The following is a 20028-nucleotide window of genomic DNA, read 5'->3' on the forward strand; positions in this document are numbered from 1 at the left end:
AGCTATTGGTATGTTCATTGCGTTCGTATATTCGAAAGCGAACCTGACGGATGCGTTCCCGGGTTCAGGTCCAGAATAAGAACAAGGACAACCATCAATGTCGCTCACTCTGGATAACGTCTCCCGTGTCGTGGATGGCGTGGCCCACGTTGCTGATGCAAACATCACCTTCGAGGCGGGCTCCTTCAATGTACTGCTGGGCCGGACGCTTGCCGGCAAGACATCGCTGATGCGCCTGATGGCGGGGTTGGACAAGCCCGACCAGGGGCGTGTGCTGGTAGATGGTCGAGACGTCACCGAGCAAACGGTACAGAAACGCAATATCTCGATGATCTACCAACAGTTCATCAACTATCCCAATCTCACCGTCTGGGACAACATCGCGTCACCCCTGAAACTCGCCAAGGTGTCGTCCGACGAGATCAATCGCAGGGTACGTGAGACAGCCGCGATGCTGCGCATCGAGCCGTTGCTCAAACGCTATCCGCTGGAGCTGTCCGGTGGTCAGCAGCAGCGCACCGCCATGGCCCGGGCGCTGGTGAAGGACGCCACGCTGATCCTGTTCGACGAGCCGCTGGTTAATCTAGACTACAAGTTGCGCGAAGAGTTGCGGGCGGAACTGCGGGAACTCTTCAAGGCACGAAATTGTGTGGCCGTTTACGCGACCACCGAACCCAACGAAGCCCTGGCCTTGGGCGGCGTTACCACGCTGCTGCACGAAGGGCGGATCATCCAGAGCGGGCCGGTAATGGATGTTTACCGTAAGCCCACCAACGTCGTGGCTGCAGAGCTGTTTAGCGAACCGCCGATCAACTTCATGCCTGGTCGCGTTACCGAAACCGACGTGACCTTCGATGAGTACGCCCACCATCCGCTCACCCGTGAACTGAGCCAGTTGCAGCCGGACGACTATACCTTCGGCATCCGCCCCAGCCACATCAGCCTTGTACCGCAGAACGATGACGACCTGGAACTGGCAATGACGGTGGAGTTGGCGGAAATCAGCGGCTCGGAAACCTTCATGCACGTCAAGAACGAGCATTTCGAACTCGTGCTGCAGTTAATGGGCGTGCATGAGTACCACACGGAGACGCCGATCAAGATCTACCTGCCCATCGGCAAGCTGTTCGTCTTCGACAAGGCTGGCGAGTTGATCCATGCGCCGGCTCATGTCCGTTCCGTCCCTGCCAACGAGGAGTAAGCGACCATGGCCGAGATCCAGTTGAATTCGCTTGCCCACAGCTACAGCCGCCACCCGGCCGGCTCTGAAGACTATGCCATTCGCCGTATGAGTCATACCTGGCACAAGGGCGGCGCCTACGCGCTTCTCGGCCCGTCCGGCTGCGGCAAGAGCACCATGCTCAATATCATCTCCGGGCTGCTGGAGCCGTCCGAAGGCGATGTGCTGTTCGATAACGTCAAGGTCAACGAGCTATCGCCGAAAGACCGTAACATCGCCCAGGTGTTCCAGTTCCCGGTGGTCTACGACTCTATGACGGTCTACGACAACCTGGCGTTTCCGCTCAAGAATGCGGATATGCCGAAGGCGAAGATCAAGGCCAAGGTTGAGGAGATCGCCGCTATCCTTGAGCTGGAAGCGGTGCTCCACAAGAAGGCGAAGGGGCTGACCGCGGACGAGAAGCAGAAAGTATCCATGGGCCGCGGTCTGGTGCGGGACGACGTGTCCGCCATCCTGTTCGACGAGCCGCTAACGGTGATCGATCCGCAGCTCAAATGGAGGCTGCGCCGCAAGCTCAAGCAGATCCATGAGCAATTCAATATCACCATGGTCTACGTCACCCACGATCAGCTCGAAGCGTCCACCTTCGCGGACAAGATCGCGGTGATGTACGACGGCCAGATCGTGCAGTTTGGTACGCCGCGGGAGCTGTTCGAGAGCCCCAACCACACCTTCGTCGGTTTCTTCATCGGCAGCCCCGGCATGAACCTCATCGAAGTCGAGCCCACTGAGGGCGGGGTGCGGTTCGACGGTATCGACGTACCGCTGAGCGAACACCTGATGGAGGCCATCCGGGCAGATCAGAGCGGCAACATCAAGCTGGGTATCCGCCCTGAGTTCGTTCACCTGACAGGCCACGCCGCCGACGATACCTATCCGTGTGAGGTACGCGACATCGAAGACCTGGGGACATACAAGATCGTCACCCTGCAACTGGGCGGACAAACCCTGAAGGCAAGGGTGGACGAGGACCAGGAGGTCACCAGCGAGTCTGTACATGTCGGTTTTCCGAGGCAATGGCTGAAGCTCTATGTCGATGAGTTCCTGGTCGACGAGCGTGGCGCAAAGGAGCAGGCAGAATGAGAAAAGTACCCAACAATAAAGCCTGGTGGCTGGTCCTGCCGGTATTCATCCTGGTGGCCTTCTCGGCACTGATTCCCCTGATGACGGTCGTGAATTATTCGGTACAGGATATCTTTGGGCCCAACAGTGCCTACTGGGTCGGTATCGAATGGTTTCGGGACGTTCTGCGTAACGAGGCGCTACAGGAATCCCTCGGTCGTCAGATCATCTTTTCCGCCGCCGTACTGATCATCGAGATTCCGCTGGGCATTGGCGTTGCATTGATGATGCCGACGGCGGGTCGCCGGGCATCCCTGTGTCTGATCCTGCTGGCTATTCCGCTGCTGATTCCGTGGAACGTTGTCGGGACGATCTGGCAGATTTTCGGCCGCGGCGACATTGGACTGTTTGGTCGGGCGATGAACGAGATCGGCTTCAGTTACAACTATACGGCGGATACCGCCGATGCCTGGTTCACCGTGCTGCTGATGGATGTCTGGCACTGGACGCCGCTGGTGGCGCTGCTGTGTTACTCCGGGCTGCGCGCTATTCCCCAGGCCTTCTACCAGGCGGCCGAAATAGATCGGGCTTCCCGCTGGGCAGTGTTCCGCTATATCCAGTTGCCGCGTCTTAAAAGCGTGCTGGTCATCGCCGTACTGCTGCGATTCATGGACAGTTTCATGATCTACACCGAGCCTTTCGTGCTTACGGGGGGCGGACCTGGCAGTTCAACCACATTCCTGAGTCAGACACTGACGACGATGGCTGTAGGTCAGTTCGATATCGGCCGGGCCGCTGCCTTCTCATTGATCTACTTCTTGATCGTGCTGTTGGTTTCCTGGCTGTTTTTCACCGCCATCACATACCCGGACAGAGACAAGTAGGGGCGCTGCCATGAAGATGAATCAACGCAAAGGCTTCGGCATCACCTTCTATATCCTGTTCCTGATGCTGCCGATCTACTGGTTGCTGAACATGTCCTTCAAGACCAACCAGGAAATATTGAGCTCGCTGACGTTGTGGCCAAAAGATTTCACGCTAAACAACTATGCGGTGATCTTTACCGACCCCAGTTGGTATTCCGGCTACATCAACTCGATGATCTATGTGTCGATCAACGTGGTGATTACCCTGGTCGTGGCCTTGCCCGCGGCCTATGCCTTCAGTCGCTACAAGTTCGTCGGTGACAAGCACCTGTTCTTCTGGCTGCTGAGCAATCGCATGGCGCCTCCGGCGGTCTTTCTGCTGCCGTTCTTCCAGCTGTATTCGTCCATTGGCCTGTTCGACACCCACATTGCTGTGGCCCTGGCCCACTGTCTGTTCAACGTGCCGCTGGCGGTGTGGATCCTCGAGGGCTTTATCTCTGGCGTACCGCGGGAATACGACGAAATGGCCTATATCGATGGCTATAGCTTTCCCAAATTCTTCATCAAGATCTTTATGCCCATGATTCGCTCGGGTATCGGTGTCGCCGCGTTCTTTGCCTTTATGTTCTCTTGGGTCGAACTGCTGTTGGCGCGCACCCTGACATCGGTGGACGCCCAGCCCATCAGCGCCATCATGACACGAACGGTCGGTGCCAGCGGGATCGATTGGGGTGTGCTGGCGGCGGCAGGGGTACTTACCATTATTCCCGGGCTGCTGGTGGTCTGGTTTGTTCGTAACCATGTGGCCACGGGCTTTGCCCTGGGCCGGGTTTAAGGAGATCGATCATGATTGCCTGGATGCAGTGGACCCTGCCGACCGCCATTTTCTTCGCCGTGATCGCCGCAATCCTGCTGGTGATGACGATTTTCGAAGTGGTTTCGCCGTGTATCGAACGAAAAGGGTTTCTTCCCATCGCCACCACCCGGGGCGACCGGTTGTTCATCGGCCTGTTGAGCAGCGCCTATATCCACTTGTTATTCCTGGGGTTGACCGATGCTTCGCTGTGGATCGCGCTGGCCATATCGGTGGTGTGGGTAGGTGTACTCTTAAGGTGGGGATGAAGGAGGTGAAGCTGGTAAATATTTCCACTTTCGAAATTGTATGCTTTTCGTAAACGAACTATTGTATGGAAAATGATCGCAAACGATCGCGAGGAAGTTTTCGATCTGTGACCCGGTGGTTGCCTCAAGCACGGGGGCTATGGATGGGAAGTGGGGCCGCGAGGCCCCGTGGTCGACAACACTAACAATACAGACGAGGTTGGATATGTTTAACAAGAAGAACTATCCGCGAGCCCTGTTATTGAGTACCGCCGTTGGCGTGCTCGGTGCGGGTTTCAGCATGCACGCCGGAGCCGACCAATATTCCGATGCGGCCGAGAAGTGGGTGACGAATGAATTCACGCCATCCACCCTGAGTAAGGAAGAACAGCTTGAGGAAATGGCCTGGTTTACGGAAGCCGCCAAGGAGTTCCGTGGCATGGACATCAACGTGGTGTCCGAGACCATCGCCACGCATGAGTACGAAGCTAACGTCCTCGCCAAGGCCTTCTCTGAAATTACCGGTATCAACCTGACCCATAACCTGATCCAGGAAGGTGACGTCATCGAGAAGTTGCAGACCCAGATGCAGTCCGGCCGCAATATCTACGATGGCTACGTCAACGACTCCGACCTGATCGGTACCCACTTCCGCTACGGTAAGGTGGTCCCAATTACCGACATCATGGAAGGTTCCGGAAAGGAGTACACGTCGCCGACCCTGGATTTGGATGATTTCATCGGTCTCGATTTCACGACCGCCCCGGACGGCAAGATCTACCAGTTACCGGACCAGCAATTCGCCAACCTGTACTGGTTCCGTGCCGACTGGTTCGAGCGTGAAGATCTGAAGAAACAGTTCAAGGATCTCTACGGCTATGAGCTGGGCGTTCCGGTGAACTGGTCGGCCTATGAAGACATCGCCGAATTCTTTAGCGAGCATGTGAAGGAAATCGACGGTAAGCGAGTCTATGGTCACATGGACTACGGCAAGAAGGATCCTTCCCTCGGCTGGCGTTTCACCGACGCCTGGTTCTCCATGGCCGGTGCAGGCGACAAGGGCCTGCCTAATGGTATGCCGGTGGACGAGTGGGGCATCCGTGTCGAGGATTGCCATCCTGTGGGTTCCAGTGTGACCCGCGGTGGCGCGGTCAACGGTCCGGCGGCAGTCTACGCCACTCAGAAATACGTGGATTGGTTGGACAAGTACGCGCCGCCTGAAGCACAGGGCATGACGTTCTCCGAAGCGGGTCCGGTGCCGGCGCAGGGTAACGTGGCCCAGCAGATTTTCTGGTATACGGCGTTTACCTCAAGCATGACGAAGGACGGCCTGCCCGTCGTCAACGAAGACGGCACGCCCAAGTGGCGGATGGCGCCTTCACCGCATGGCCCGTACTGGCAGGAAGGCATGAAGTTGGGTTATCAGGATGTGGGTTCATGGACCTTCATGGAGTCTACGCCTGAGAAACGTCGCCTGGCGGCCTGGCTCTACGCCCAGTTCACCACCTCCAAGACCGTTTCGCTTAAGAAGACCCTCGAAGGTCTGACCCCGATCCGCGAGTCCGACATCAACTCGGAAGCCATGACTGAAGCGGCACCGAAGCTCGGTGGCCTGGTGGAGTTCTACCGCAGCCCGGCCCGCGTACAGTGGAGCCCGACCGGCACCAACGTGCCGGACTATCCGAAGCTGGCCCAGCTGTGGTGGCAGTACATCTCCCAGGTCGCCAGCGGCGAACAGACCCCGCAGCAGGCATTGGACGGCCTGGCTGAAGCCCAGGACAACATCATGATGCGTCTGGAGCGGGCCAATGTGATGGCAACTTGCGGACCCAAGCTGAACGAGCCGCGTGAAGCCAGTTACTGGCTGGAGCAGCCGGGAGCACCGAAGCCCAAGCTCGAGAACGAGAAGCCGCAAGGTGAGACCGTTCCTTACCAGGAACTGCTGAAGAGCTGGGAAGCAGCTGAGAGTTAATTGCTGACTGGTTGAAAATAAGAGCCACCGGAGACTCGGATTCCGGTGGCTTTTTTAATGGTGCGGACTGCATCTTGGCGGCAAACTGCGTGATGGAGTTTAGAAGTTCAGAAAGAGGGCAGCCTTGACCAGGCTGCTCCGAAGCTAAAGAGGGTGTTGCAAAAGCTACTGCGCTCGGACATACGGCGTTGAAAATCGCCTCAAGATGCTCATTTACAACCCGTAAACTGCGCTCTTTCGTTGATTTTCGCCTTGTCTGACCGTCGCTCGCGACGCTTTTGCAACACCCTCTAAAGCGTCGGCTACATGCTCCAGTCAACTCGAGTGTGTAGCAGAAGCTTCAGCTTCTGAGGCACCAAAGGTGCCCCGCAGCAAAAAACATACGGCTTACCAAGCTCCGACAAAGCCCTAAAGCCCTACGGCACTTCCTGCCCCCGCGCCGCCTCCAACAACGCAAACCAATCCGTCCTCGGCAGCTTCGCCTGCAACCCCGCCCGCGCTTCGGCAATCCGTTCGGCACGCATGGAGCCCAGAACCGGCGTCGGCGTTCCGGGGATCATGCGCAGCCAGGCTATGGCCAGGGCCGTCGAGGTCAGGCCGGTTTCGTTGGAGATCCGTGCCAGCTCATCGGCCAGCTTGCCGGCTTGCAGGTTGCCACCGCCCAAGGGCGACCAGGCGAGCCAGTGGAGATTGTCGCGTAAGTGCGCTTCTATAGTGCCATCGGACAATGCAGCGTTCGCGCGCAGTGACAGTTCGCTCTGGTTGCATACCAGCGGGAGCCGGGTGTTGGCTTGCAGCCAGCGCCATTGCTCTGGCAGGAAGTTGGATACACCGATCTGGGCCACCTTGCCAGCTTCCACGGCGGCTTCGAGGGCACGTGCGACGGACGGCGCGTGCATGAGGGGGTCCGGTCGGTGGATGAGGAAGGTATCGATCTGTTCGATGTTCAGTCGCTGCAGGGCGCTGTCGATGGCCGAGGATATATAGTCTGATTCGGCGCAATAATGCTTCACCGTATCGCCATGAGCGTGAACGATGTCCGCCTTGGTAATCACGCGAACCCGGTTTCGTAGCGACGGTGCTGCTTTCAGGGCCTCTCCGAACGCGCTCTCGCACACGGTACTGCCGTAGATATCCGCATGATCGAAAGTGTCCAGCCCCTGGTCGACGTACGTCTCGATCCAGCGTGCCAGATCATTGGGCCGGCCCAGTTCCGGATAGTCCAGCAGGCGCATGAAGCCGAGAACGAGCTCGGGATAGGGCGTTGCCATGGTGGGCTCCTGTTTTATTTTCGCGCGAAGGCAATCACGACTCGATCGGTCCGGGTTTGCCGGGCAAAGGTGTAGGGCGCCTCTGACAGCAGCGCATGCCGACCAGCGCCGATGGCCGGATGATTCTCGCGGAATTGCCCCATCGTTTGCCAGTAGCGCAAGGTCTCAGCCGTTTCGTCGTCGTCCAGTTCAGCCCAGTTCATATCCGAGCGGGTGCCCTGGTGCGCATCTGAACCGTTGGGGCCGTCCTTGCGGCCACTCTCGTCACCATAGAACACCTGCACTGTGCCTGGCGTGAAGAGGAGGGCGGCGGCGACTCGCTTTTGCAACGCCGGGTCCTCGTCGGCTTCGCTGCTGAACAACCGGGTATCGTGGGAAGAAATATAGCTCATGACGTTGAAGCGCTCTTCTCCATGCATGGCGTCGCTATAGTCGGCATAGACCGGCTCCATGTTGGGCAGACACTCGGCTCCGGACAGGGCTTCCTCCTGCAGGTCGAAGTTGATTACGGCGTCGAACCCGGCATCGTAGTACTGGCTGCGCGAGACTGAATGAGGGAAGACTTCGCCCACCATCCAGAAGTCCTTCGCCGGTAAGTCGGCTCCAGGATGTGCCGACCGGTACTCGTCCAGCGCCTCCTGTGCTGCGACTTTCAACTCAGCCCAGGCTTCGGGCTCCACGTGCTTGACCGTATCCACCCGGAAGCCATCGATACCAAAGCGGCGAATCCAGTCGGTGTGCCACTGGATCAGGTAATCGCGGACCGTGGCGTTCTCCAGTTGCTTGGCGCGGGTATCGTCTTTCCCGGCAAGGAAAACGGGTAAGTCGACCGGCTCATCGGACGCCGTGCGGAAATCCGGCAGGAACGACAGCGAGCCCTTGACTGGGTCCAGGGTGACGCTGGGGGCATCGGGGTAGTCGGCGATGCCCGCCCGCACCCAGTCGCCACCCCACCAGCGCGACCAGTCCGGATGATCGTAATTGATCAGGGCGTGGTAGGCATGCAGGTTTTCCCAGGATTCCGGCCGCCAGTCGCCCCAGCGTTCCGGCAAGTACTGTTCGAACCCCTCGAACAGCCCTCCGAAGTTGAAGGTCTGCATATCCTGAAGGGTGCTGTAACCCGGGTGATTCATGACGATATCCATCACTACGCGGATACCGCGCTCGTGGGCTTCGTCCACCAGGGCCTGGAACTCGGCTTCAGTACCGTAGGCCGCGTCCAGGCGAGTGAAATCCAGCGCGTAGTAGCCGTGATAGCCGTAATGACGGAAATCGCCCTGGTCGCCGCCGCCGACCCAGCCGTGAATCTGTTCTACTGGCGGCGACACCCAGATTGCATTGACGCCCAGCTGTTCCAGGTAATCCAGCTTCTCGGTCAAGCCAACGAAATCGCCACCGTGGAAGGTGCCGATTTCTTCTTTTCCATCGCGCTTTCGGCCGTAGGCGTTATCATTGCCGGCCTTGCCGTTGGCAAAGCGATCGGTGATGACGAAATAGACGGTAGCCCCGGCCCACTTGAAGCTGCCGGGCTCCGCCTCGACGGATTCCAGCATGATCAGACCTTCTGAACCGGGTGCGGCGGCCAGGGTGACGTGGCCGTCCTCGACCTGTACCTTGCGTCCGGAATAGAAGTCGCGAACCCACTCACCATCGGCGAAGACGTCGCCAACGGGAATGCGTTCCGGTTCGGCGGAGACCGTGCAGACCTTGTCACTAACCATGTTTCCGTCGGTTCGATTGAGTGGGCCAGTTCCCTGACTTGTGGGGCCGGCGCAGCCGACGAGCAGTGCACAGAGGCTGGTCAGGGCAGGGCGTAGGGGCGAGCGCATAGCATTCTCCTGGCGGTATTTATTATCAGGCGCGTTAACGGGAGCGCCGGTTATTGTTTGGGAGTAGGCTGAATAAAACCAGAGCGGGCGCGTTTTTTGTAGACGGAAAAAACTACGCCCCCTACTCCCCCGCGCTACGCCTCGGGTATTAAAAACAGGGCTGATGCCTGTATTGCGGTTTTCACTGACGATGTTGAGCATCGCAATAACGACAAGTGCGACCATCCCGGTGCAACAAACCTCAGCAAGACACCGGACAAGAACAATAAGGCAGAGAACAGAAGAGGTACTGACAATGAATCGCCGCAATTTCATCCGCAGCACGCTCGCCGTCTCCATGCTTGCAACCCTGGGCGCTGTGGGGTCGGCCCACGCCGAGATCGAGGAAGGTAAGCTGGTTGTCTGGATCAACGGTGACAAGGGCTACAACGGTCTTCAGGAAGTCGGCGACTGGTTCGCCGAAGAAACCGGTATCCCTGTGGAAGTAGCCCATCCCGACAGCGCCACGGACAAGTTCCAGCAGGCTGCAGCGACCGGCAACGGTCCGGATATCTTCATTTGGGCGCATGATCGTCTGGGCGAATGGGCCCAGAGTGGCCTGATCGCGGAACTCAATCCCTCCCAGTCGGCACGCGACGCCAACTACGACTTCACCTGGGATGCGGTTACTGTAGACGGGAAAGTCTACGGCTACCCTATGGCGGTAGAGTCCATCGGCCTGATCTACAACAAGGATCTTGTACCCGAGCCGCCCAAGACCTTCGAAGAGATTCCCGCCCTGGACAAGAAGCTCGCCGAGCAGGGCAAGAAGGCCATCCTGTGGGACTACAACAACACCTACTTCACCTGGCCGCTGTTGGCGGCTAACGGTGGCTACATCTTCAAGGAAACCGATAACGGGTACGACGTTAGCGATACCGGTGTAAATAGCGAAGGTGCCATCAAGGGCGCCAAGATGCTGGAGACCCTGATCGAACAGGGCGTCATGCCTCGCGGGGCCGACTACGGCGCGATGGACTCCCGCTTCAACCAGGGTGAAGTGGCAATGATGATCAACGGTCCATGGGCCTGGGCGAACCTGAAGAAGAGCGGCATCGACTTCGGTGTGACCACGCTGCCGACCATCGACGGCGGAACGCCCGAGCCCATGGTGGGTGTGATGGCAGCTACCCTTAACAGCGCGAGCCCCAATCGTGCGCTGGCTGTGGAGTTCCTTGAGAACTATGCACTGTCGGTCAAAGGCCTGAAAATGGTCAACGACGACGTTCCCTTGGGCGCCGTGGCCAACAAGGAACTGATGGAAGAATTGTCTGCGGCCAATCCGCACATAGAGGCCACGTTCAAGAACGCCGAGATAGGCGAGCCCATGCCGAGCGTTCCTGCGATGGGTGCTTTCTGGTCCTCCATGGCGCCGGCCTTGCAAAACATCACGTCTGGCCGTCAGTCCGTCGAGGAAGCGCTGGACACGGCGGCAAACCGAATCACCCGATAAAAGCCTCCGTCCGGCGGCGGCGCCGACCGCCGCCGGATGCCGGTTGCCCCCGGGTAACCGTGTCCAGGCGACAACCGACGGGGCTGACTACAATGTTAACCGAGACGCTGTCCTATCCTCGCGCAGCAAGCAAACCTCTCATGAGTCGAAATATTCTGAAGTGGGGCCTGATGGCCATATTGGTCAGCCTGGCGCTGTACCTGATCCTGGCGCTCTACGCGCAGCGAGAATTCGTGTTCGCGATGCTGTTCCTGGTGCTCACCGCATCAGCCGTCTTCGTTTTCGTGAATCGGCGTATGTACGCCCATCGCTACATCTATCCTGCGGTGGCGGGCATGACGCTGTTCGTCATCTTCCCGCTGATGTACACCGTCGGTATCGGCTTCACCAATTACAGCGCCAGCAACCTGTTGAGCTTCGAGCGTGTGCAGGAACAGATACTCGCGCGGACCTACCAATCCGAGGCGGTACGCTATGGATATGAGCTGTACCAGACCGAACAGGGGTATGTGATCTATCTCGAAGGTCAGAACCAGAATTTCCAATCGCCGCCGTTCTCCCTGGAAAATGGCAATGCCGAAGCGGTGCCTTTACGGCCTGCCGCGAGCGCCCCAACGGGCGAGCCGCTGGCGATGCGCGACATTATCAAGAACCGGCAAGCCTTGGGTGCGCTGACGCTGGAGACCGAGGACGGGCGTATGCTCACCATGGTCGGGCTGCGTGACTTTGCTGGAATACAGCCACTGTATGAGCTGAGCGAGAACGGCGCGCTTACCAATCAGCGCACTGGCGTGACCTACTTTCCGAATCATGACACCGGCTTTTACCAGAGTGCCGAGGGCGAGAGGTTGTCGCCGGGCTGGACGGTAAACACCGGCTGGTCGAACTACGAGCGGGTGATCACCGATCCAACCATTAGCGGCCCCTTCCTGCAGATATTCGCCTGGACACTGGCCTTCTCGGTGTTCACCGTCATCTTCACCCTGATTTTGGGCTTGCTGCTGGCCAACCTGCTGCAGTGGGACCAGATCCGTGGCAAGGGTTTCTACCGCACCATGCTAATCCTGCCATACGCGGTACCGGCGTTTATCTCGATCCTGGTATTCAAGGGGTTGTTCAACCAGAACTTCGGTGAGATCAACCTGGTATTGGAGAACCTGTTCGGTCTCCGTCCCGATTGGTTCAGCGACCCGACCATGGCGCGGAGCATGATCCTGATCGTCAACACCTGGTTGGGCTATCCCTACATGATGCTGCTGTGCATGGGCTTGTTGCAGTCGATTCCGCGGGATTTGTATGAGGCCTCGGCCATGGATGGGGCAGGTCCAATCAATAATCTGATGAACATCACTTTCCCGCTGATCCTTAAGCCTCTGGCGCCGCTGCTGATTGCCAGCTTCGCGTTCAATTTCAATAATTTCGTGCTGATCGCCCTGCTGACCGGCGGCGCGCCAGACATAATCGGTGCCAGCACGCCGGCGGGCACGACCGATCTGCTGGTGAGCTATACCTACCGGATTGCGTTTCAGGATTCCGGCCAGAACTTCGGCCTGGCGGCAGCGATAGCAACGGTGATCTTCGTGGTCGTGGGCGCGCTGTCCCTGATCAATCTCAAACTGTCCAAGGTCAAGGTGTAGGAGGCTCTTATGGCAATGGTCGAACCCCGCTCCACCAAATACCGGGTACTCGCCTCCCACCTCGGTATGCTGTGCTTTATTGCACTGATCCTGTTTCCGCTGCTGATGATCATCTCGATCTCGTTCCGCAGCGGGAACTTTGCCACCGGTAGTCTGCTGCCGGAAACGCCATCGCTTGAACACTGGTCCCTGGCGCTTGGCATTCCCTACACCGATGAGGCGGGCAACGTGACCCAGCCACCGTTCCCGGTTCTCCTCTGGTTGTGGAATTCGGTCAAGATTGCAGTGATCTCGTCGGTCCTGATCCTGGCGTTATCGACCACCAGTGCCTACGCCTTCGCCCGCATGCGCTTCGGTGGCAAGGGGTTCGTGCTCAAGTCGATGCTGATCTTCCAGATGTTCCCGCCGGTGTTGTCGCTGGTGGCGCTCTATGCGCTGTTCGATGAGATCGGCAACCACGTCAGCTGGTTGGGCCTGAATACTCACGGCGCGGTTATCGTCGCTTCCCTGGGGGGAATGGCGTTACACATATGGACGATAAAGGGCTACTTCGACTCTATCGATCGCTCCCTGGAGGAAGCGGCCATCGTCGATGGCGCGACCACGTGGCAGGCGTTCCGCTACATTCTCCTGCCGCTATCGGTGCCCATCCTGATGGTGGTGTTCATCCTGGCGTTCATCATGACGATCATGGAGTACCCGATGGCTTCGATCCTGCTGGTGGATACCAATAAACTGACGCTAGCGGTAGGGGCGCAACAGTATCTCTATGAACAGAATTACCTGTGGGGTGATTTTGCAGCGGCCGCCGTGCTTTCTGGCCTGCCGATTACGCTCGTGTTCCTGTACTGCCAGAAGTGGATTGTTGGTGGTCTGACCGCTGGCGGTGTGAAAGGGTAGGGCAATACGAACGAATGCTTCTTGGATGATCAGGAGCGCTGTTCCCGCTTCATCCGATTGCGCGAAACCTGTTGCGTCTTCCTTAAAGAATCCTTACGCGACCCCGGAACAGCGCCCTCCCGCGACTGCTCCGGGGCTTTTTTGTTGTCCCCACCGATTATTGAAAGACAAGGTGTTTGTCCGTGGCTTCCGCGTCCCCTGTGTCGCGGACATCGGCGGTGGCCGCGAGTAAATGGCGATGCAACGTAATCTTCATTTCCCGGTTGAGCCTGCTCATGTTGTATCGCGGGGCAGAGGCGGTCTTCGACACGCCGACGGGTAAGTATATGGTTGGACCTGTGAGCATTGGTTTTCGTGTCTGCGGTGATATTGGTGGGTTCGCCACTGCTATAAATAGGCCAGGCCGATGGCCTGCTCAGAAGCTGAAGAGGGAGTTGCAAAAGCTACTGCGCTCGGCCATACGGCGTTGAAAATCGCCTCGTGCGCGAGTCGGATCAAGATGCTCATTTACAACCCGTAAACTGCGCTCTTTCGTTGATTTTCGCCTTATCTGACCTTCGCTCGCGACGCTTTGCACCACCCTCTGAACCGTCGGCTACTGCATTTACAGGCAACTCGAGCATGTAGCAGAACCTTCAGCTTCTGAGGCGCAGCAAGCGCTCCAGGTGTGACCGTCTGTCTCTAATAATCTCACTGACGTTTCCCTATCTTCGTGTTTGGACGAATCACGGACACAAAAAAGCCCGCACAGGGCGGGCAATAACGTGACAAACGCTAATGAGAGTGTGAGGAGATAACGCCGATTCAGAGATCGACACACGGCTCCTTGAAAAGCCGTGGACAAGCCGTACCGTCCTGTCGGAACAGGTGGCACATCTCGGGCTTGATACCCAGGACCATCGCATGGCCTTCCTGGACCGGGTTGGTACCCTCGGTTCGCATGGTCAGAATGCCATCCACACCCTCGACATTCAGGTGAACCAGGGTCTGGTAACCCAGTCGCTCGACCACATTGACTTCGCCCTGCATCGTCAGCGCGCAGTCGTCCTCGCTTGAGAAATGCTCCGGACGGATGCCCAGGGTAACGGTTTCCCCGCTCGTTAGTTCGGCACCGTTGATGGGCAGCGTAATCTCTGTAGCGCCCGGCATGCTGACCGTCACTTCCTGGCTGTCGGCCTTCACAACCTCGCAGTCGATAAAATTCATCTTTGGCGAACCGATAAATCCCGCTACGAAACGGGTTGCCGGATAGTGGTAGAGCTCGAGGGGTTTGCCGACCTGGGCGATGGCGCCGTTGTCCAGGGCGACGATCTTGTCCGCCATGGTCATGGCTTCCACCTGATCGTGGGTCACGTAGATCATGGTGGCGCCAAGACGCTTGTGCAGGCTGGAGATCTCGATCCGCATCTGTACCCGCAGTGACGCGTCCAGGTTGGAGAGCGGCTCGTCGAACAGGAATACCGCCGGCTCGCGCACGATGGTGCGGCCGATAGCGACCCGTTGGCGCTGGCCTCCGGAGAGGTCTTTCGGCTTTCGTTCGAGCAGGTTGTCCAGTTGCAGCAGACGCGCGGCCTCCTGGACACGGCGATCGATTTCAGCTCTCTTGACGTTTGCAAGCTTAAGACCGAACGCCATGTTCTCCGCCACGTTCATATGCGGGTAGAGGGCGTAGGACTGGAACACCATACCGACTTCGCGGTCCTTCGGCGGCAAATCGTTAACCTTGTCGTTGCCGATGTAGAGTTCGCCTTCTGTGATGTCTTCCAGGCCGGCGATCATACGCAGTAGCGTGGATTTTCCGCATCCTGAGGGGCCGACGAAGACAACGAACTCGCCGTTCTGGATGTCCAGGTTGACGTTCCGAGTGACTTCGGCCTCGCCGAAGCGTTTATAGACGTTTCTGAGAGTGACGCTTGCCATAGTCTTCAGTCTTTGTTGTTGATGTGAAATTAACTACTGGTGTGCTTAGCCTTTGCCGATACCTGCCCCGTAGGCGGGCAGGGTGACGCTGGCTCCCCGCCATTGGCCGACCAGGCAACGTGGTGCGTCGTCGATCGGCCTGGCGGTGGAGGGCAGTTCAAGCATGACCGGCTCGTCCGTAAAGTTGAGGGCGACCAGAAACGCGTTTTCTCCTTCCGTGCGACTGAATAGCAAGGTATCCGCCGGGCTCGCGTGAAAACGGATATCGCCCGTGAGCAGTACCGGTTGTTGCCTGCGCCACCCCAGGAATTCCCGGTAGGCTTGCAGGACCGACGTCTCCTGTTGATCCTGCAGGTCCACAGCCGCGTTCAGATGTTCCGCGTAGACCGGAAGCCAGGGCTTGCCCTCGGAAAAGCCCGCATTGGCTTCACCCGCTGTCCAGACCATCGGCGTGCGGCAGCCATCCCGCCCTTTGTATTCCGGCCAGAAACTGATGCCATAGGGATCGACCAGATCTTCGAATTCCAGTTCCGCTTCGGTCAGGCCCAGCTCCTCGCCCTGGTAGATGCACGCGCTGCCGCGCAGGCTCAGCATCATGATCATGAACAGCTTCATCTGCTCGGGGGAGGCTGCTTTCCAGCGTGATGCGACGCGGGCGACGTCGTGGTTGCCAATGGCCCAGCAGGGCCAGCCGTCTTCGAGCTTGTCCTCGATGGTTTCGACCGTGTGTTTGATGAAGGAGGCGCTGTTCTGTTCGGTCAGCAGATCGAAGGAATAGGCCATGTGCAGCTTGTCGCCGTCGCTGGTGTAGTCGGCCATGGTCTGCAGGGAATTGTCGTCGCCAATCTCTCCCACGGTTGTGGTGCCGGGATACTCGTCCAGCAGAGCCCGCAGGCGCTTGAGGAACGCCAGGTTCTCCGGCTGGGTTTTGTCGTACTTGTGGTACTGGTAAGCGTAGGGATTTTCCTTGCGCACACCGATGGACGCTTCCTGAATGGCTTGGCTGGGCGGGTTGTCGCGTAGCAGGGGGTCGTGGAAACAGAAGTTGATGGCATCAAGACGGAAGCCGTCCACGCCCCGGTCCAGCCAGAAGCGGACCTCGGACAGCATCTGGTCCTGCAGCTCGGGATTATGGAAATTCAGGTCCGGCTGACTGGTGAGGAAGTTGTGCAGGTAGTACTGGCGTCGGCGACTGTCCCATGCCCAGGCGGAGCCACCAAATACCGAGAGCCAGTTGTTGGGTGGTGTACCGTCCTCCCGGGCCTCGGCCCAGACATACCAGTCTGCCTTGGGATTATCGCGGCTGGCGCGACTTTCCTTGAACCAGGCGTGTTGGTCCGAAGAATGGCTCAGCACCTGGTCGATCATGATCTTCAGGTCGCGCTTGTGCGCCTCGGCAATCAACGTATCGAAGTCATCGAGGGTGCCGAAGATGGGGTCGACTCCACGGTAGTCCGAGACGTCGTAACCGAAGTCTTTCATGGGTGAGGTAAAGAACGGCGAAAGCCAGATCGCATCGACGTTCAGGCTAGCAATATAGTCCAGCTTGGCGGTCACGCCAGGCAGGTCGCCAATACCGTCGCCATTGGAATCGAAAAAGCTGCGTGGATAAACCTGGTAGATGACTGCGCCGCGCCACCAATCTGGATTCTTTTGCATCATGCCTCACTCAGAACGAATTCGCTTGGGGAGCTTCAGGAGTTGTGGCGGGGTGGATCGCACGCCCAGGCCCTCCGTCGGCCCCTTTTTTGTTGTGATAAGGAGTTTCTGTGATGCGAATAGGGTGCTTCGCAACCGTTCCTGAAGCATCCTCCCACTCGTGTTTTTACTGGCGTAGGGAGGGGGAGGAGGGGGAGGAGAAGACTCCCACTCCCCGGAGGACGGCTTGCTTTTCTACTCCCCCTGGATCTTGCTCAGCAGGTCGCGGGCCAGTTCGATGGCCTCGGACCGATGGGCAATATTCTGCTTTTGGTAGAGGCTGCGGATGTGCGTCTTTACCGTGGTCGCAGCAACCTTCAGATGCTCGGCGATCTGGTCGTTTGAGAGGCCGGCGTGGATCAGGCTGAGGATCTGCCATTCGCGCCGGGTCAGTGGCGAGGTGCGGATCAGCTCGGGGACGTCCGGCCGGTCGATGATGTCCTGGATGATCGCCTCATCGAGCGAAATACGGATCGCCCGACTAAAGTCCCGCTGCTGCTGGGAAAGCTGGATCAGCCGCTCAGCGCGCTGTAGCTCCATGCCGTCGATCAGGCTATCGTTGATCAACGCCTTGAGAACGACGATCAACACCTTGCCCAGGCGCAGGAAACTCCCCACGGCCCCGGTGGTGCTGGCCAATTGCAGCGCCTCGCGCATGTGGTAGAGGGCCTTCTCCCGATCCTCCAACTGCCAGTGAAGATGGGCGAGGGCAATATGGTTGCGGTTCAGGTCGGTCTGCAGACCCACGCGCTCGGCAACTGCCTGTAGACCTTCCAGGATAGGCTGGGCTTTTTCCGGCTGCTCGAGGCTCAGGTAGGCCCGGGCCCAGTTACGAGCATTGCATTGCAGGAAGTGGTTGGTCGCGTCGTCGATGGTGTATTCCGGCGCGGCGGTCAGCCAGCGCTGGATGGCTTCCCGGTCCCGTACCGCGTCCCAGAAAGAGAGCATGGTGGCGTGGGAGTTGGCGACCCAGTCGATATGGTATTCACCGGAGGCCAGCATTTTCTGGATTTTCTGGATGTAATCCGCACACAGGGTCTGGCGGCCGCGGGCCTGGGCCACCTTGGCCAGGGAGGTATAACTCTGCAGGTACCAGCGCTCGCCCTGGGCTTCGAGGATCTCGATACCCTGGAGCGCACAGCGTTCCGCGTTTTCCAGATGGTGCCATTCCCACATGATCTGGCTGCGAATGCGGTAGAGAAATTCCAGGATCGGCAAGTGATCGAGGTGGTTTTCCTCGGCATACTGGAAAGCCCTCTCCTGGACGTTGTAGGCCTTCTGGAGAAGGCCCATGGCAACGCTGATTTCGGACTGCTGGCACAAGGCCCACAGTACGTTCTGGTGGGCGCCATGAGCGCGGGCCAGGGTCTCGGTTTCCTGCATGCGGGCCAGGGCTTCCTTGAGGTGGCCCTCGACGAACAGGGCTTCGCCCATGACCGAAGCAGCTGCCACCTTGGACGTGGGCAGGAAGCGGGCTTCCTGCTCCATGGCATCGGTGGCCAACCCCAACGCACTGTGGGAGTCTCCGAAGTTCATGGCCACCTGTGCGCGAACAGCGCTGAACTCGCAGCGAACCGATCGGAGGTCCGCGTCGTCCAGGTGTTCCTTGAGCTTGGCTTCGGCGGCGGCCAGCCACTGTTCCACTTCATCGAATTTGTACTGACCCTGGGCCACCCACGCGCGCAGCAGGGTCAGCATGGGTTCGTCGGCAATCGTGGAGGGATCCAGTGCGTCAAGGCATTGCTGCAAAAGGGAGAACTGTCCTTCGGTGAAGAAGGCACGGCCATAATCCATCAGGATACGAACGATTCGCGTGGGGTCGCAGGCTTTGACCGCATGGCGTGCGGCTTCCTCAGGTTGATTCTGCTCAAGCCAGGCGTCACTGGCTTTCTGGTGAAGGATTGCGACGTTTTCCTGGGCTGAGCAGGCCAGCAGGTGACGCAGGTAGGCGCTGAACAGCGGATGGTAGCGGAACCAGAGGCCACTACTGTCGAGGGGAATGACGAAGAAGCCGTGGTTGATGAGCTGGTTTAAAAGCGCCTGTCCGTCCTGGTGTCCGGCCACTCGCATGGCCATAAAGGCGTTAAAGCGGTCCAGTATGCAGGTACGTAGTAAAAATCCTAGCGCGCTCTCGTCCAGGCTGCGACCCACCAATTCGTCGAAATAATCGAAGACGTACTGATTACCCTCCTCGAACTGGGCCACCATGTCGTTGAAGGCAACGCTGGTCGAGGCGCTGGCCGCCAGCAGTTGCAACGCCGAGACCCAGCCTTCCACACGACGGACGGCACGCTCGATACTTTCCCGCGATACCTCGTAAGTCAGTCTGGTTTCGAAATAGGTCTGCGCCTCGTCGGCATCGAAACCCAAATCCCTGGACGAGATCTCTAGCATTCGTCCCTGCATCCGCAATTGCGCGACGCCGATCGGCGGTACGGTTCGTGTGAGTATCGCCAGGGTGAGGTAGCCCGGTTGGTGGCGCAGCAGGAAGCGTATGGCCTCGTGGATTTCCGGATCCTTGATGAGATGGAAGTCGTCCAACACCAGATACAGCGGGTCGGCGTCCAGTGGCATTTCCGCGAGCAGGTCGGTCAGGAATGCCTGCAAGTTGTCGAAGCCGGTTTCCGCAAGTTGACGCAAGGTAGCGGGACAAGTGCCCGGACGGTTGATCTCGAGGGCATGGGCGAGGTAGGCCGCGAACTGCGCCGCGTCGTTGTCCTGGTCGTCGAGTCGGTACCAGGCGGCCTGGGCCCCGAGGGCGGCCAGTCGCTCGGCCAGCGTAGTGGTTTTGCCGTAACCGGCCGGCGCCTGCATCAGTAGCAGGCTGACCGGATCGGTTTCGTGCAAAAGGTCATTGAATTTTTCTCTCGCAATCAGAGCAGCGGGTGCCTGGGGTGGTAGGGTCTTGGCGCTGATATAGGTGCGCTGCCCCGGCTCGATTGTTGTTGTCATCATCACGGCCATCATGTCTATTTGTTGTAAATAATAGCAAAAAAACTCTATTATAGAGCGCCTAAAAGATACATTGATTTATTTATTA

General features: G+C 58.4%; 14 protein-coding genes. 9 read left to right on the top strand and 5 right to left on the bottom strand.

What is annotated here, in order from left to right; genetic code table 11:
• The first annotated feature begins 97 nt into the window (after window positions 1–97).
• From RE428_RS10170 to RE428_RS10195, 6 genes are all read left to right on the top strand, one after another.
• A complete protein-coding gene (locus RE428_RS10170) occupies window positions 98–1201 on the top strand; it encodes an ABC transporter ATP-binding protein (RefSeq protein ID WP_004581894.1) in 1104 nt (367 codons plus the stop codon).
• A 6-nt stretch (window positions 1202–1207) separates the two neighbouring features.
• Complete coding sequence (locus RE428_RS10175) at window positions 1208–2323, top strand: ABC transporter ATP-binding protein (protein WP_004581895.1); 1116 nt, start codon at window positions 1208–1210, stop codon at window positions 2321–2323.
• A complete protein-coding gene (locus RE428_RS10180; protein WP_004581896.1) occupies window positions 2320–3186 on the top strand; it encodes a carbohydrate ABC transporter permease in 867 nt (288 codons plus the stop codon). Before RE428_RS10175 ends, RE428_RS10180 begins: the two co-directional genes overlap by 4 nt.
• Window positions 3187–3202: 16 nt before the next feature.
• Window positions 3203–4003, top strand: coding sequence for a carbohydrate ABC transporter permease (locus RE428_RS10185; protein ID WP_004581897.1), 801 nt, complete (start codon window positions 3203–3205; stop codon window positions 4001–4003).
• Between the two features lie 11 nt (window positions 4004–4014).
• Window positions 4015–4290, top strand: coding sequence for a DUF2160 domain-containing protein (locus tag RE428_RS10190; RefSeq protein WP_004581898.1), 276 nt, complete (start codon window positions 4015–4017; stop codon window positions 4288–4290).
• Between the two features lie 205 nt (window positions 4291–4495).
• Window positions 4496–6241, top strand: a complete 1746-nt coding sequence (locus tag RE428_RS10195; RefSeq protein ID WP_004581899.1) for an ABC transporter substrate-binding protein — start codon at window positions 4496–4498, stop codon at window positions 6239–6241.
• Between the two features lie 416 nt (window positions 6242–6657).
• Here RE428_RS10195 and RE428_RS10200 read toward each other — a convergent pair whose 3' ends face one another.
• Window positions 6658–7512: an aldo/keto reductase gene (locus RE428_RS10200; RefSeq protein WP_004581900.1), complete on the bottom strand. Its 855-nt coding sequence runs from the start codon at window positions 7510–7512 to the stop codon at window positions 6658–6660.
• A gap of 14 nt (window positions 7513–7526) precedes the next feature.
• A complete protein-coding gene (locus tag RE428_RS10205; protein ID WP_004581901.1) occupies window positions 7527–9341 on the bottom strand; it encodes an alpha-amylase in 1815 nt (604 codons plus the stop codon).
• Between the two features lie 295 nt (window positions 9342–9636).
• Here RE428_RS10205 and malE point away from each other — a divergent pair, with 295 nt between their 5' ends.
• The 3 genes from malE (at window position 9637) to malG (ending at window position 13370) form a co-directional block, all read left to right on the top strand.
• The gene (gene malE / locus RE428_RS10210; protein WP_004581902.1) at window positions 9637–10833 is read left to right on the top strand and encodes a maltose/maltodextrin ABC transporter substrate-binding protein MalE; all 1197 of its coding nucleotides are present in this window, start codon (window positions 9637–9639) and stop codon (window positions 10831–10833) included.
• A gap of 92 nt (window positions 10834–10925) precedes the next feature.
• Entirely contained in the window at window positions 10926–12470 is a 1545-nt protein-coding gene (gene malF / locus RE428_RS10215) for a maltose ABC transporter permease MalF (protein WP_040882642.1), read from the top strand.
• A gap of 9 nt (window positions 12471–12479) precedes the next feature.
• Window positions 12480–13370, top strand: coding sequence for a maltose ABC transporter permease MalG (gene malG, locus RE428_RS10220; protein WP_004581904.1), 891 nt, complete (start codon window positions 12480–12482; stop codon window positions 13368–13370).
• Between the two features lie 804 nt (window positions 13371–14174).
• Here malG and malK read toward each other — a convergent pair.
• From malK to malT, 3 genes are all read right to left on the bottom strand, one after another.
• On the bottom strand, window positions 14175–15290 hold the full coding sequence (malK, locus tag RE428_RS10225; RefSeq protein ID WP_004581906.1) for a maltose/maltodextrin ABC transporter ATP-binding protein MalK: 1116 nt from the start codon (window positions 15288–15290) through the stop codon (window positions 14175–14177).
• Window positions 15291–15335: 45 nt separating this feature from the next.
• Window positions 15336–16952: an alpha-glucosidase family protein gene (locus tag RE428_RS10230; RefSeq protein WP_004581907.1), complete on the bottom strand. Its 1617-nt coding sequence runs from the start codon at window positions 16950–16952 to the stop codon at window positions 15336–15338.
• Between the two features lie 231 nt (window positions 16953–17183).
• Window positions 17184–19952, bottom strand: a complete 2769-nt coding sequence (malT, locus tag RE428_RS10235) for an HTH-type transcriptional regulator MalT (RefSeq protein WP_004581908.1) — start codon at window positions 19950–19952, stop codon at window positions 17184–17186.
• Between the last annotated feature and the right edge of the window lie 76 nt (window positions 19953–20028).

This window comes from Marinobacter nanhaiticus D15-8W (genome assembly GCF_036511935.1).
Lineage (GTDB): Bacteria > Pseudomonadota > Gammaproteobacteria > Pseudomonadales > Oleiphilaceae > Marinobacter_A > Marinobacter_A nanhaiticus.